Origin of the sequence: Natronobacterium gregoryi SP2, from assembly GCF_000230715.2 — an archaeon.
GTDB classification, from domain to species: Archaea; Halobacteriota; Halobacteria; order Halobacteriales; family Natrialbaceae; genus Natronobacterium; species Natronobacterium gregoryi.
In genome coordinates this window covers 3,467,554-3,481,858 of record NC_019792.1, presented here as the reverse complement: position 1 = coordinate 3,481,858, position 14,305 = coordinate 3,467,554, and the positions used below count along the sequence as shown (strand labels likewise).

The following is a 14,305-nucleotide window of genomic DNA, read 5'->3' as shown; positions in this document are numbered from 1 at the left end:
CCTTAGTTCTTTGACTTCCTAGTATATCATACATGTATACTAGTCAAAGAGTGAAAATAACGAGCATAGTCATCGCTTTTCTCATCGGATTTTCGGTGCTGACCTTTCTAACACTGTCAGCCTCGGCATCCGCTGAGGAAGCACCCGAAGACGCAATCGAAATCGAAGACGTAGATGACCTCCAAAGCATCGAAGACGAACCCGGGGAAGACTACATCTTAACTGATGACATCGATGCTTCCGAGACGGAAAATTGGAATACAGATACCATAGACGTGACTGACGAAACAATAGGTCCTGCTGATAGGCAAAAACTCAGCACAAACTATCCTATTGAAGAAGGGACTCTAACAGTCTATCTCGAAGAGAACGGCACTGAAGAAGTCTCAGAAGACGAGTATCAAGTTAACCACGAAGATGGGGAAATAATCTTTGAGGAAATGCCGACAAACATGGACATAGCAGAATATGGTGACTTAACACTCCAGCCGAGCGGAAATATCGCAGTAGACTACACCACAGCGGAAGAAGTACCACACGGGTTCGACCCTATCGAAACGTTCAACGGCACTTTAGATGGTCAAAATAATAGCGTCGATAACTTGTACATCGAACGAGCCGATGAAGATGGAGTAGGCTTGATTTCAACCAACACTGGTGAAATCAGCAATCTTACTGTCAATAGTCAAGTAGCTGGAGGAGATTATGTCGGCGGAGCCGTCGGTATCAACGATGGAGACCTCACCAACGTACACAGCGAATCACACGTCATGGGTAATATCCACGTCGGGGGTCTCGTCGGTCAAAACAACGAATCCATCACCCAGTCATCCACATCCGGGGGACTGGCACTCGACGTTATCGGTGATACAGGTGTAGGTGGATTAGCTGGCCACACTGACGGAGATATCAGTGATAGCCACAGCGAGAATAATGTCCACAGTACAAATCTAAATGCAGGTGGATTCGTCGGGTCGATAGATAACGATGGTTCCGTCGATAGCTCTATGGCATCCGGGACAGTCAACGGAGCCACATCCGTCGGAGGGTTCGTCGGTAACATCGATGACGGGTCAATATCTGAATCTAACTCATCTGGAGATGTAACAGTCGAGATGAGTGTTGGAGGCGGATTCGCCGGAGGGGTACTACACGGAACCATATCAGACAGTTACACCACGTCTGATGTATACACAGAAGGAGGCGGATTGACTGGTGCAGATGGTGTCGAAACTGGTATCGACGGGATAGGAGGATTCATCGGCGTTGCCCAATCCGACAACGGAGTCACGGACAGTTACACAGCGGGGGAAGTGACTATAGGAGACAACGATAGTGGAGGGACGTTTGCTGGTGGTGTTGAGAAAGGTTCTGAAACGACTGCGATAGAGAATAGTTACTATAATGCTGAAACGGCTGATGAAGAACTAAGCGAAGTAGGGAGTTCAGAAGGAGAACTCGAAGAAAATGAAGTCACTGGACTATCTGAAGGTGAAATGACTGGTGACAATGCTGAAGAACACATGGAGCTTGACTTCGAGGACACATGGTATACCGGGGATGCCTACGCTCTCCTTTCCGACGACATACACGATGTGGAACTAACAGTCATCAACAACGGAGACCCTGTTGAAGACGCTGAAGTAGAAATCATCCAAGGCGAGGAAATCGTTACTGAAAGCGAAACTGATGAAGACGGTCTTGCAGTAACTTCCGTTCAAGAATCCGCTTACACAGTGAGTGTGGAACACGGAGAGGACGAAATCACTGAAAACATCGTCGTAGACGATGACACCAGTGCAACCCTTGAATTCACAAGCGAAGCTGGCGGAGGTGGTGGCGCAGGTGACGACGGGATACCACTTGTCCTCGTTGGAATCGTCATCGCAGTTATCACAGTTCTCGCAGGAGTTATCGGACTAATCGTCTTTGCGTCTCGTCAGTAAAACAGACGTTACACTTTCTCTGGATGTTCTGAAAGCACATGCTCCCACATGTTCGAGTAGCGACCTGATTTGTTCGCTTGAGTCATGTGGCCACACACTTTGCATCTGCACTTTCCAGTGTCACCGGGTTGGACTCCATCAAACAATTCGAACAACTCTTTTCTCCCTTCTTTCACTTTATTACCATCCATATATAATAGTTATTTTATAAGAATAATGGTTTAGGGGAGAACCATCATTGAACCGAGCTTCCAGACCTCCACCTAAACATAGCTCAATGGGGGGTGGGGTGGGGGGCTATAGATAGGGGCTTAAACGGCTATTTGAATGAGAAGAAGCTCTGAAACAACAATATTCTATTGCAATGTGGTGCCCCCCCTACCCCCCAGAGAAAAATGTGTCTATAGCAAGTTCCATTATCTCAACTCACACATTATTATGCTGGGTTATATATTACCTAGTTCCTCCGAATTATATATTATTTTATATAAAATATATTATGTTTGTATATAGAAAAAGGAAAATATTAGCTTAGATACACACATTCTGTTGAGGGGGAGGGGGGACCCCCAAGCTCAAATCGAATTTTCTGGTCTGAATACGCTTAGACATATGTGAACGACAGTGTTTGCCCTATTGGGTGCCCCCCTACCCCCCACCCTGAGTAGAACTCAAATACAATAGTTTAGTTTTACTGTATTATGGTTATATCAGCCCATCCTTCTCAACAAAAAACTAATATACCTATAATGTTTCTAGCCAGATACGGGAAAATTTCAGACATCTCTGGTCGATTTGAACAAAGTCCCACTCGGCTGGAACCCGAGTGGTGAAGTGAAGAAGTCGGACGCCCAAACCAAGGACGTTACCCATGTAACACTACGAAACCCACGTATATAGGGCTTTCGTTCATGCGGTTCTATCCTTCTGGTTTGGGTCGTCTACTATGAAAACAAACAATCCAAACCATGATTACAAGACCAACATTCGAAGACTACCCTGACGCAGTGAAGGATAGTTACACAAGCGATGATAAATACGAAATAGATGATGTTTCGCCGTATTCAGTTACTATCGCAGTTGAATATTTTGACTGGTATTTTGATGAAAATGAGTGGGATGAAGAGGTGGATGAACTTAAAGAACAGTATAGGAAGTCAAATAAAGCTAAATATATGCCAGAACAATACGGTGAACCACTCGTAAATGATATGAGTGTTGCGATGTGGATGACGTATTGGCAGGATAAGGATGATGATTACATCGAGTGGGAAGATATCGAGTCTGTTTGGTGGATACGTTGGATGTTCGCTAATAATCCTGTCGCAGCGATGCAGTGTGCGACTTACGCCCTTCGATTAGTCCGTGAGGACCCGTATGTAGATGCCGTCATTGGAGACCTCCCAGAAGAGCCGACTACAAGTATCGAAAACATTCGGTCGCCAAAACACGACTACAAGTTGATTTCACTCGACGTTAAGATTTCGTCGCTTTCAGCATCCTATCCCTTGCTCTACCGAGTTCGGGGAAGGTGTCCAGCTTGCACAGAAGAACAAACAGTGTGGCAAGATAGGTTTGCTGGGCATGTAGATGAACCCGAATCTTGTGATGTAGAGAATTGTAGTGGTAATATAGTGGTCGATGACGAACACATGGATTACATCACTTCACAGGAAGCTGTTGTTCAAGATATGCACAAATATAGTTCGAAGAATACACCTGAAGACATTACAGCTAGTCTGGATAAACCGTTAGTCGAAAATGTTCAGACTGGGGATGAAGTTTCCATAGCGGCTATTTGTGAAATAGATGATAGTGTCCAAGGGCCACGAGGGAACTACCATCTGCATATTGTAGGTCTTGACCGCAACGGAGATGATTACGAAAAGGTAGAAGTGACTGATGAAGAGCGAGAAGAAATTGAAGAGTTATCTGAAGACCCAGAAATTTTCCAAAGATTGGCGGACAGTATCGCACCGACCATATCTACTGAGCCTATTGATGGAGAGGATTATTCGCAGGAGGAGCTAGCGAAGAAAGCAGTTCTGATGCAGTTGGTCGGCGGAAACGACATTAATGATGTCGATGAACGAAACTACATCAATATCTTTTTCGTGGGCGGTCCTGCAACTGGAAAAACTCAAATCGCCAGAGCAGCAGTCGATATCTCTCCAGTAGGTATTGAAGTCAATTCTCGGTCTACGACAGAAGTTGGCCTTACAGCGACAGTAGACCGAGAAGAAAGATTCGGGAGTGACGAGTGGGTGGTATCTGGTGGAGCTTATGTTGCTGCTGATGAGGGGGTAGTCTTCCTCGATGAGCTTGATAAGGCTGATGACGGTATCGTAGATGTTCTACATGGCCCCATGGAAAATGGAACGGTTACGAAGCAAGCTGCAAATATCTCTGCTGAACTAAAAGCAGAAACAGCTACTGTAGCCACTGCAAATCCTATAGACACCCATTTCAATCTATACGAGCCGTTTCCGGAGCAGATAGATATAGTTCCCTCGATGCTATCTCGCTTTGACTTGATAGTGCCGTTTGTAGATAAAGTAGATGAGGATAAAGACACGGCAGTCATGTCCAAATATGCTCCCGGGAACGACCACGACCCTGATGAAAACGACTATTTCGATTATGATTTCATCCAGAAATACGTCGCAGTCGCACGACAATACCAACCAGAATTCACTGGTGAATCCTACGCTTTATTCGATGAATATTATAAGGAATTACGGAAGAAATCAGAGCGAGATGAAGGCAGGATTAGTGTTGATGCAAGAGATGGAGAAAGCCTCCGTCGTCTATCACAAGCATCCGCACGAATAAGGTTATCCGAGGAAATCGGTGTGCGAGATGTTGAGCGAGCAATGAACATGATAATGGCTAGTTTAGAAATGGTGGCTGAGGACCAATATGGTAATCTCGACAAAGGTCTACTGAATTCTGGCGAATCCGCTTCACAGAAACAAGAAAAAGAACAAGTATACGAAATAGTTGAGGCCCTGAATCAGACGAAAAATGTTGTTCCTCCTGAGAACATCTACAAACAGGCTGACGAACAATATGACATACCAGATTACCGGGTGGACGCTTCCCTCCAAAAACTCGTCGGAGACAAATTGTGGAAGAATGATAAAGGGTTCGGCGTCATAGATTGAATTCCTTTGAAATTCGTTTCTGAGGGAGTTTTGTAGATTGTTTTGATGGAAACCCTTCACCCAAGGGTGAAAACCCGAGTATGAACTGAAGAGATAGGTCTACGAGTCTATTCTTGTCCTGAGGAACAATCACGGGCGAAAAAGAGCTATTCAAAGATGTAGTGTTCTTCATTCACATGGAACGTTTCATGGAGTTGTGTTTCCCGCTGAACGTATCCTTGCCGTTCCATGTACCGAAGGACATCGTTAGCCGTGTGAACGCTAACACTGGTGTTTCTGGCGATTTCGGTACTTGTGATGCTTCCTTCTGTATTCAATAAGTACAGTGCTGTGTGCCATGCTTCGTCTCTTTTCACCATATTATTTACTTGTTTTCTATGAACTAAAGTGTTGTCCTAACCCACCTATATGGCTCGGGTAACACCTTTATTCTTTGTAAGTTATTTTCTAAATGCGATGTTTGAAAAATATGCTCCAGACGACCGATGTACGGCGTTTGAGGACAGTGTTGAACAGGCGATTGAACGAGATTCGGGCTGGATGATAGTTCCAGAAGACGACGCTGAGGTGGTAGTATGACTCAAGTCGGTTACGAAGCCATAGAAGAGGCTACTGAAGGAGATATTGTGGTCGCTGGTCTTGATGAACAAACAGCATGGCCACACGTGGTCTATGATACATTTGAGAAGAATCAAGGAACGACGAAAGTAGTAGTGTTGGATTCCGGTGAACATCTACAAATGGGTGGACATGGCGGAATTATAGATAACACTTCTGACGACGCTGAAAACTATTATGTCGAACTTTCGGTGATGTTCGATGAGTGAGTATCAATTCCACGCACGGCTTCGCCGTGATATAGTTGATACGGAGTCTGTCTGGCCGTCTGAAGTTAACTCAGGTGATTCAAAATGATACGAGATGAACGACCTAATAGCGACTTTCGAGACCGAGAAGCATTGTACGAGTATGAGTGTGACAATCCATCCTGCTCAGAGGATGTTGTGTTAGTGCCGATAGAATACTATGATTACGCTCATTGCCCTCTGTGCGAGGGTAATGATTTGTCTCAAAGTGGAGAATACGACTGGGAAGAAGGATTCAGAATAGCTTCCTTCAACACTCGGATTTACCCACGAGAAAACAATGAGGCTGTGATTCAGGCGGATATCGTCCGTGGATTACAAAATGTCAAATGGATGGGTTCACACCGTGCTGAGTACATTGTTGGTCAAGTAAACGCAACAGAGTGGACAGACTTGCTCGATTCTTCGGGAGACCTTCGTACATGTATTAGAGAAGCTGTCAAGGGTCCTGTAGATGAATCTGATGTAGAACAACTTGTCCGGAAAAAGGCTAAAAAACACAATCTAGACGAATTCAGGGAACTGAATCGGGGTGATAATGCATGAGTGCGAGTCGGTCCCCCGGAGATGCTGGAATCAAGAACCCGGAAGAAGTCTTCGAGCTATGGGAAGATGAAGCTGAAGAAGTTCTAACAGAAGAAGAGCTTCGATTGGTGGAAGAGTGAGACGGTTAGTTTTCTATTCGCTTTTGGATTTCTACTTCCCGACGTTGGTTGATTTCTTCTCGACTAATATCATTTTCGTCTGCTATGATTTTCTGGAGTGCTACTAAAGCAGCAGAGTATCTGATTAGGGTCTCTTCGAGTTCGTCCACACGTTCTTCAGTACTTCTACGCCGCTGCCGTTCCTCTTGAAGCTCTTCTTGTAGGTCTTCTACAGTGGTTTCTTGTTCCAGTTCGGATTTGGTCTCGAACAGTAACCCTTCAGAAATTAGGCGTACAGATTCGTCGGTCAGGTTCGCTACGTATGGGTTTCCTTCCCCGGTGTTGGATTCCTCTTGTTTTAATTCAACGAGACCGTCTTGTTGGAGGTTTTTCAATCGGTTCCGGATTTGCTGACCATTAATATCGTCTGCTGTATTATCCCTGAGAAAAGACTTTGAAGCCGAGCCGTCGCACTCATGAATCGCATTGAGTACTTGGAGATAGCTCCGTTTATCGTGATATTTATCTAATTTCGTTGTTCGTGCCATGTATGTATTTATGATATTTGAGGAATATTGGTGTTGGGCTGAAACTCCCTTAATTTAGACCGTTAAAGAGTCATCTGGAGTCTTGATTCTTGAGTGTGGATTTTGGACTTGATGAGACTGAATTTCCGAGTACGACACCGCTAGTGGAACCCCCGGTGTGTCTAAAGAAGAATATGGGGTTCAGTTCATGCAGGAACAGTATTAGGGGTTCAACTCTGGGAGAAACAGATTGACTTACAGCTCTAGCGCAAGTGTGGGGGTTCAGGTCTGCTACAAGAGGACCGTCTATCCACATAGAAATGCAGCGCACCGCAGGTTTGGATTCATCCGGGAACAAGCCAATAGGGATTCATATCCTATAGTACAGTATGTCTTGGGAATATAATTCAGAAAAGAACGTCTGGTATCATCCAGAGAAGCCATCGACATTGGAAGCTCTTGAATCTGAAGTAGAAGAACAACCATTAGAGCAAGAACAAGAACAGAACAATGAAGATTCACACGAGGTGGAAGAGTATACTGTCTACCGATATCAGGTTTACAATGATGTGAAGAAGCGATATAGCAATGACTGGACTAAGGACTCATGGACCGTTGAATATGAGCAACGAGGTCCGTTCACGAGGGTTTCGAAATCTTGCTCGTGTGGTGGGTATGGTGATTTTGTGGGTCACGAGGAGTCAAACATCTGCGTTCACAGATACCGGGTAGAGTATCTGAGTCTGGCACAGCATCGAGGTCTTCTCGAAGACCACCCAGATTTCCCTAGCTCGTGGGAAGAGACTTGGAATTAGCTATTTTTGGTGTCCACGAGTTTCCAACAGGAGATTCCTCACTGTGTCCTAGCTCTCTTACCTACAGTTTTCTGGAGGTCTCCACGACCTTCCACGAGGTGGACTTCCCCCGGTCTCCTACAGGTGGGGTTCCACTCCTTCTAGGCAGAGACCGACTTTCCTTCTTGAATCGAAATTGCGGTGCGGCCCTGTCGGAGAGATGCATTTCAAATCGTGACAAGTCCTTTAGGGTTTGCCATCCAAGTTTATGTTGGAGGTGATGTGTTAAATACTGATTCGAACTGTGTACGTCTGTTTCAGGGCTCCTCGTTCGTCATACGTCTGGAATCTGTGTCAAACTCAAAAGCCCTGCCTTGTTGATTTCGCGGGTGAATATCCCGTTCACGCCCGTTCTCTCCCCGCTTTTCAACTGTAGTAGCTAACCAGTTTAATTCACACTACTATCCATCCGACCATAGACATTTATTCTTAGCTCTCATATGTATTAAATGCATTATGAGTTTAGATGACATAACGACAAAGGTGTTTGCTATAATCAATAGCATTGTAGTTGCACTGTACGGTTTAGAACTGAATATCGGCGTAGAACTCCTGTCACGGCTTGATACAGGCGGTGAAGTGATTGGGTTGTTCTTTGTGCTGATTGGTATTGTAGCGGCTGTGATGGCTGGTAAAGGGTTCGTAGACGACCTTTAAACACGGGTGACTTTCAATTTATGAGATATACAAAAACAAGACGACGGCTAGTGGCTGTGACATTTGCCCTCGTGATGGCATTGAGCATGTTCACTATGCCTCTCATGGGCGGTTTTAGTGGTATTGGAGACTCTTCTGAGTCAATTAATGCACACTCTGGTACAGCAGTAGCGGACGATGATGATGGAGTATGTGATAATTCCTACGCTTGGATAGTTGGCGGGGGCGCTATGATGGGGGCTTATTGTGTGGCATCATCGTACTTAGATGACCCCGATGAAGCTAGTGACGCCTTCGAGTTAGAACAAGCTGCATACAATCACCACGCCTCGCTGGACCAGATGTGGGCCGAACTCCGTGGAGACATGGCTGACGACCGCCACGAAGACCTCGCGTATTTCGCCTTTGCCGATGGTGAACAAGAGGTTGTTGAACACCGCTACGAGGACGAACCGTTATCTGAGGCAGAAGTGGCAGCTAATAACGCTATACTGGACTATTTCAACAGCACGTATCGGAATTTCGTCGGTGACTTAGAACACGAAGATGTGGGGGCTCACAATGAATTCTGGTCTGAGTATCATAACTGGGACCAAGCAACCTCAGAAGCCGATAACGCAGATAATATCTACGATATCCAAATCTCACAAACGACATACCACAGAGGGACTGCTACCCTTTACCGTGGACAGATGGATGTTACAGTGGATGTGACTGGTGATTCTGAACTAGTCACAGACACGATGACGACGGAAGCTGGCGAAGAATTAGAATACATCACCGCTATCGAGGATGTTGAAATGACTGACGACGACCCGGGATTCGCTGACCCGTGGGATAATACAGGCGATACTGACGCCACTGAGCGTACTGACCTCGTGTTTCAAATAGACCCTGATAAACAACATGAGAACGGTGTATACGCAACACTCTACCACTACGAAGATGCTGACGCTGACGCTCTTTCAGAACCGGATACAACGAGTATAGCGGAAACAGGTAGTGATGATAGTTACTCAGTTTCGATAGTAGCTGAAGACCCTAACTCGTCTGAAAGTAGCGAAACAACAGTTTCAACGCTCGACAATAACCTTCGAACCCATCTTGAGTACGTCCAAGAAGAGCGAATTGAGGCGGTTGAGATGATGTCTGACCGCCCAGAAGAGTACTACGATAATGTAGATGCGGGAGAGAAAGCTCCTGATGAATATTTCGGACCAAGAGAGTTTGTGACAGAGTACGGTTCTGCTATGGGCACACAGGCCGCTGTGGACCTGTATTTCGAGAGGATGACAGGAGCTAGTGTAACTGACCCTGACCAACAGATGGTCGTGGAAGAAGACGGTGATGAATACACTGGAGGTCTGGTCATGACTAACCCGGATGACGCACCACGCCTTAATGCAGATGAACCACAAGACCTTGCCGATTCGGAAGGTGAAGTCAGTCTTACCGATTACCAACACCGTGACGAAATGGAGTTTGAGGACGGTGTTCTCGAAATTGAGTTTGAAGACAGTTCAGGGTATGATACCGAAGAAATCGGTGTTGATGTGATTAACGCTGATGAGGATGCTGTATCTATAGATACAGATGGAGACATAATCACTGTTGAAGTAGACGAAGACGGGCTTCAGGACGATGAATTCGCCCTGTTTGAATCGTTTGTTGAATTCGATGATGATGGTGAAACAGTTACCGAGTCGTCTGACACGTACATGCTGGTTGCTGATGACCGCCTAACAGACGTGTACGGGTTCCAGACGGGCGAAGAATACGACGTTGGGGCTGATATGATTTATCAAGACGACGCAGAAGAAACCGACCGTGTAACCCTTGATGACGGTTGGACTCTGGAAGAAGCATACGGTGATTCTGGAGACGAAGTGGATGTTGTTCCAGTGGACGAAGGAGTGGACACATCGTACGATGGTGTGACTATCGTAGACCGTATCGATGACACGCAGGACATCCGTGACGCAGTAGAGCATAATGACCACATCTCGGCGGGCGGAGACGATGATGGCTGGGGACTCTGGGAAGGTCTCGGTCTTGGTGCTGGTGTAGTGATTGTATTTGTCTTCATCGGCGGAGTCCTACTTACTATCGGATACGTGGTGTTCCGAGCCCACCCCACTACGTGAAATCAACCTTCCTTTCGGCCACACACCTTAGTTCTTTTATAACATATTAATTATTGTATGCTTGATAAATCAAAAATAGGTGCAGCAATTGTAGCAATCGCTGTTATCATGTCTGTTATGACTGGTGCAGTAGCAGCAGAAGAATCGACTTATGAATTAACAGTGGAAGTTGAAGACGAAGATGGGGTAGCAATCGAGGACCCCGATGTGACGGTCGAAGACGAAGACGGGGAAGAAGTGGATAAAACTGAGTTAGAGGATGGTGATTACACGGCCACAGCCGACGCTGATGGCTTCGAAGAGGGCGAAGAAAGCGTTTCCATCGATGGAGAGGACGAGACCGTGACGCTCACTCTCACTGCTGAAGAGGATGACTCTGACGACGAAGACGAAGAAGAGACTACACACGAGGTCGATGTGGACGTTTCTGACGATGATGAAGCTGTAGAAGAAGCAGAGGTCACGATTGGCGAGGAAACCATTGAGACTGACAGTGACGGGCTTGCTACGTTCTCAGAAATCACAGACGGAGAACACACCGTGGAGATAGAAACTGAAACCATCGAGGAGACCTTGGAAATCACTGGAGATGGCACTGTGACCGTTGATACGAGCGAAGAAACAGTTGAGTTCGAGGACGACGAAGACGCTGGTGGTGGCGGTGGAGAATCCGGGGACGAACTTAGCATGGAAGCCATCGCTCTCACTGGAATTGTAATTGTGGTTCTTTTCGGTGTAGTAGCTATCCTAGGAATAGCTATACGGCAGTAAAATCGCTAGATTACACTCTTCTCGTCGGTGATTCTTTATTCTTCTAAAACATATATAATAATGTATGTTTAGAATATTGAAAATACTTGTTGGAGTTGTAGTTCTCTTGCTTGTCGCCGGTCTCCTCATGGGGTTGGTCTCCGTCGAGGTCTCGGCGCAAGAACAAGAGGACGAAGAAGTTAACGAGGTACAGAATTACGAATTCGAGTTTTCAGACAGTGTGAGGCTTGTTGAATACCGGGAAACGGATGATGGTGAAGTAGAAGCTGTCATCGAGTCTGATAGGGCAGGTGTTTCGGGTTCCTATGCTGATGATGGTACATCTGGTGGTGGTGCCCTTCCCCCAGTGGAAGATATGCGCTTAGAGCAAGGTGAGAACGTCGTTACTGTCGATGTTGAGGAGGACCCCGTTGTGACATTTACAATCGATTCGTCACGGTACATGACCGACGACCTCTCTGACCCGCCTATACGTGGGCCACCGTCTGGTGATGAGTGGAGTCCAGTTTACATCGTATCTGGGATTGTCTTCTCCTTCGGGAGTATCGTGGCTTCAGGGCTTCTCTTGTTCAGTTTCATCGATAAAATAACAGGTGGTAAAAAGGTGTTTGGCAAATGACGGGGAATACTTACCAACATGAATCTGAGGAAGAGAAAGAAAATCAAAAAACGAATATCCAGTACATTGGAGAAGGAATCAGAACGGTACTCTACTGGGTGAAAATAGCTGTTATAGGTATAGCACCATTTTTCACTTTGCTGGTGATAGCGTTCTTCGGATTGCTCGATGTGCTTGGATTTGGACTCTTTGGAGACCCTTACGGTGGGTTTCTCAACATTGCCTTCTGGTTCATCATACTGAGTTTGATACCGGGGACGGTTGTTGCCTACATGCTGTACCGTACGGACGACCGGGAACTATTCGCTACTAACGTCGCTAACGGCGGTGTTGGTGGAGGCTTCGAACTTTCAGAACGAGACTGGAGCGACCTAGATGTGTATCTGTACGATTCAGACGCTCCACGATTTATGGGTGAGAAAACGAACACATCTGCACTCAACTTCAACGGCAATTTCTACGAAGCAGTAGCGTACTATAAAGACGATAACATTGCTGTTGCGCCCGATATCGGCAATATGTCTATGTATGAACTTCGAGTCCACGAGGACAAGCTAGAGAAGGTTATAGAAGACCGAGACGGCAAGTACCAAGCTGCCGTTGAAACAGACTCACGGCGGAAAGATTACGCCACAGAGGACGCCGCTCGTGAGACTAACCGGATGATTCGGGACTTCGAGCGAGAGACACTTGCGGAAGGTGAACTTCCGAACTCTCCTGTTCGAGAACACATTGAAGAGACTGAACGTAAGCGGGAAGAAGAGGACCACGACCTGCGAGAAGGGCAATACCAGCTTCCCGACCGTGACAAGGACGACTCTGAAGGAGGTGATGACGAATGAGCGCAAACGCCCGTGAACGCCCGATAGAAGCCGAATTCAAAGAATTCGTAGATGGAAATCTTCCCAAACAAGACGAGTCTCCACACTACTGGTGGACGGGGCTTGTAACCGACGAACGAACGTTGAACCATCTCCACCAGTGCGCTCTCCACTTCGAGCCGTACGGTGATTACGACAGCTTCGGAGAGACGCCATACTGTCACTGGGTAGTGCAAAAACACGCCACGAAGAGTTCAACTGAAAGTATCCTCCGGGGGAACATGACCCACTTATCCTACCAGAGTGGGATTGTGGGCTACGAGACTGATGCAAGCGGATTCAAAGCGTTGATGAAGTTAGTGAAGGCAGTCGAATCCCAACCCGTGTTCCTCGCCTATGTGTTCGGAGCGATGGGTCACGGGAAAACAGACTTCTCAGCCCTGATGTTGGAGGTTTTCCAGTTCATCTACCGGGACCAAGACATCATCACAGCGGCGAACATGAAGTCTGATGATATTGATATGGAGATTAAACGTTATTCTCGGCTAGTCGAACTACTTGAAGACCGCCGTGACAGGATGCAGGCAGGCGAAGACCTCCCGCCGTTTGTGATGATAATCGACGAAGCGGCGCAAATTTTTACGGGAGTCGGAGCTGACCAACATCGAGCGAAACAGTTAGCGAAAGTGCTGAAGCTGGCCCGGAAATCTAACGCTCATATGTTCCTTATAGGGCAGGATGGAAAGGATATAGACAAGGCTCTACGGGCACTGTGTACCGTGTTCGTCCATAAATCGGCTCTCACACAGGCTAAGATATTCAAGACGCTGAAGGACAGAGAAGGTGGAGACCTCATGGAACGACTTGACGGTGTTCCTCCGACGGATATCCACTTTGAGACCTACGACGAAGGGAAATTCATTTTCGATGACGAGGACAAAGAAGAAGATGACTTCGCTACGAAGGAGGAATTTGAGGACTTCAAGCAGGAGAAAGAAGACGAGAAACTTGCTGCGGTCTACGCTTTCACCGACAGGTCCATGTCTGATATAGTAGCGTTCTCGGATTACGATAGCAAATCTACTGTTCGAGAGAAAATCAAGCAACACAAAGACGAATTGCTGGAAGAAGATGCCGACTTGATTGACGATAAGAAGCTCCAGACACTCCAGAATATGGAGTGAAATAGCCGAAATTTTTCCATTTTCCTTTCTCTCGCCCGTGCGAGCGCCCGTATACACCCGCAATTGGAGAGGGGGGCTCTCGAACACCGAACGCCGAACGACTCGATG

General features: G+C 46.5%; 13 protein-coding genes. 11 read left to right on the top strand and 2 right to left on the bottom strand.

Annotated features, from left to right (window positions below; genetic code table 11):
* Positions 1-32 precede the first annotated feature (32 nt).
* Together NATGR_RS17115 and NATGR_RS17110 are read left to right on the top strand one after the other, a co-directional pair.
* Positions 33-1,946 carry a GLUG motif-containing protein gene (locus NATGR_RS17115; protein ID WP_005576557.1) on the top strand — a complete coding sequence of 638 codons (1,914 nt, stop codon included), beginning with the start codon at positions 33-35 and terminating at the stop codon, positions 1,944-1,946.
* A 968-nt stretch (positions 1,947-2,914) separates the two neighbouring features.
* A complete protein-coding gene (locus NATGR_RS17110; protein WP_101932279.1) occupies positions 2,915-5,110 on the top strand; it encodes an ATP-binding protein in 2,196 nt (731 codons plus the stop codon).
* A gap of 146 nt (positions 5,111-5,256) precedes the next feature.
* Here NATGR_RS17110 and NATGR_RS20705 read toward each other — a convergent pair whose 3' ends face one another.
* Positions 5,257-5,469: a MarR family transcriptional regulator gene (locus NATGR_RS20705; RefSeq protein ID WP_015233866.1), complete on the bottom strand. Its 213-nt coding sequence runs from the start codon at positions 5,467-5,469 to the stop codon at positions 5,257-5,259.
* A 216-nt stretch (positions 5,470-5,685) separates the two neighbouring features.
* Here NATGR_RS20705 and NATGR_RS17105 point away from each other — a divergent pair, with 216 nt between their 5' ends.
* The 3 genes from NATGR_RS17105 to NATGR_RS20495 all read left to right on the top strand — a co-directional run bounded on the left by NATGR_RS17105 (position 5,686) and on the right by NATGR_RS20495 (position 6,641).
* Entirely contained in the window at positions 5,686-5,937 is a 252-nt protein-coding gene (locus NATGR_RS17105; protein ID WP_005576561.1) for a hypothetical protein, read from the top strand.
* A gap of 84 nt (positions 5,938-6,021) precedes the next feature.
* A complete protein-coding gene (locus NATGR_RS19735) occupies positions 6,022-6,522 on the top strand; it encodes a hypothetical protein (protein ID WP_155897308.1) in 501 nt (166 codons plus the stop codon).
* Positions 6,519-6,641 (top strand): hypothetical protein, encoded by a 123-nt coding sequence (locus NATGR_RS20495; protein ID WP_015233865.1) that lies wholly within the window; start codon positions 6,519-6,521, stop codon positions 6,639-6,641. Before NATGR_RS19735 ends, NATGR_RS20495 begins: the two co-directional genes overlap by 4 nt.
* A gap of 5 nt (positions 6,642-6,646) precedes the next feature.
* Here NATGR_RS20495 and NATGR_RS17100 read toward each other — a convergent pair whose 3' ends face one another.
* Positions 6,647-7,168, bottom strand: a complete 522-nt coding sequence (locus NATGR_RS17100; protein ID WP_005576563.1) for a hypothetical protein — start codon at positions 7,166-7,168, stop codon at positions 6,647-6,649.
* 1,289 nt (positions 7,169-8,457) lie between these two features.
* Between NATGR_RS17100 and NATGR_RS17095 the strand changes: the two genes are divergently transcribed.
* From NATGR_RS17095 to NATGR_RS17070, 6 genes are all read left to right on the top strand, one after another.
* The gene (locus NATGR_RS17095) at positions 8,458-8,658 is read left to right on the top strand and encodes a hypothetical protein (RefSeq protein WP_015233864.1); all 201 of its coding nucleotides are present in this window, start codon (positions 8,458-8,460) and stop codon (positions 8,656-8,658) included.
* Positions 8,659-8,714: 56 nt separating this feature from the next.
* The gene (locus NATGR_RS17090; protein WP_139222409.1) at positions 8,715-10,802 is read left to right on the top strand and encodes a hypothetical protein; all 2,088 of its coding nucleotides are present in this window, start codon (positions 8,715-8,717) and stop codon (positions 10,800-10,802) included.
* A gap of 57 nt (positions 10,803-10,859) precedes the next feature.
* Positions 10,860-11,573 (top strand): hypothetical protein, encoded by a 714-nt coding sequence (locus tag NATGR_RS17085; RefSeq protein WP_015233862.1) that lies wholly within the window; start codon positions 10,860-10,862, stop codon positions 11,571-11,573.
* Between the two features lie 64 nt (positions 11,574-11,637).
* Positions 11,638-12,192: a hypothetical protein gene (locus NATGR_RS17080; protein WP_005576570.1), complete on the top strand. Its 555-nt coding sequence runs from the start codon at positions 11,638-11,640 to the stop codon at positions 12,190-12,192.
* On the top strand, positions 12,189-13,034 hold the full coding sequence (locus NATGR_RS17075) for an ABC transporter permease (protein ID WP_005576572.1): 846 nt from the start codon (positions 12,189-12,191) through the stop codon (positions 13,032-13,034). The genes NATGR_RS17080 and NATGR_RS17075 overlap by 4 nt, the downstream gene beginning before the upstream one ends.
* Positions 13,031-14,197 carry a zonular occludens toxin domain-containing protein gene (locus tag NATGR_RS17070; RefSeq protein WP_005576573.1) on the top strand — a complete coding sequence of 389 codons (1,167 nt, stop codon included), beginning with the start codon at positions 13,031-13,033 and terminating at the stop codon, positions 14,195-14,197. Before NATGR_RS17075 ends, NATGR_RS17070 begins: the two co-directional genes overlap by 4 nt.
* Positions 14,198-14,305: the final 108 nt, after the last annotated feature.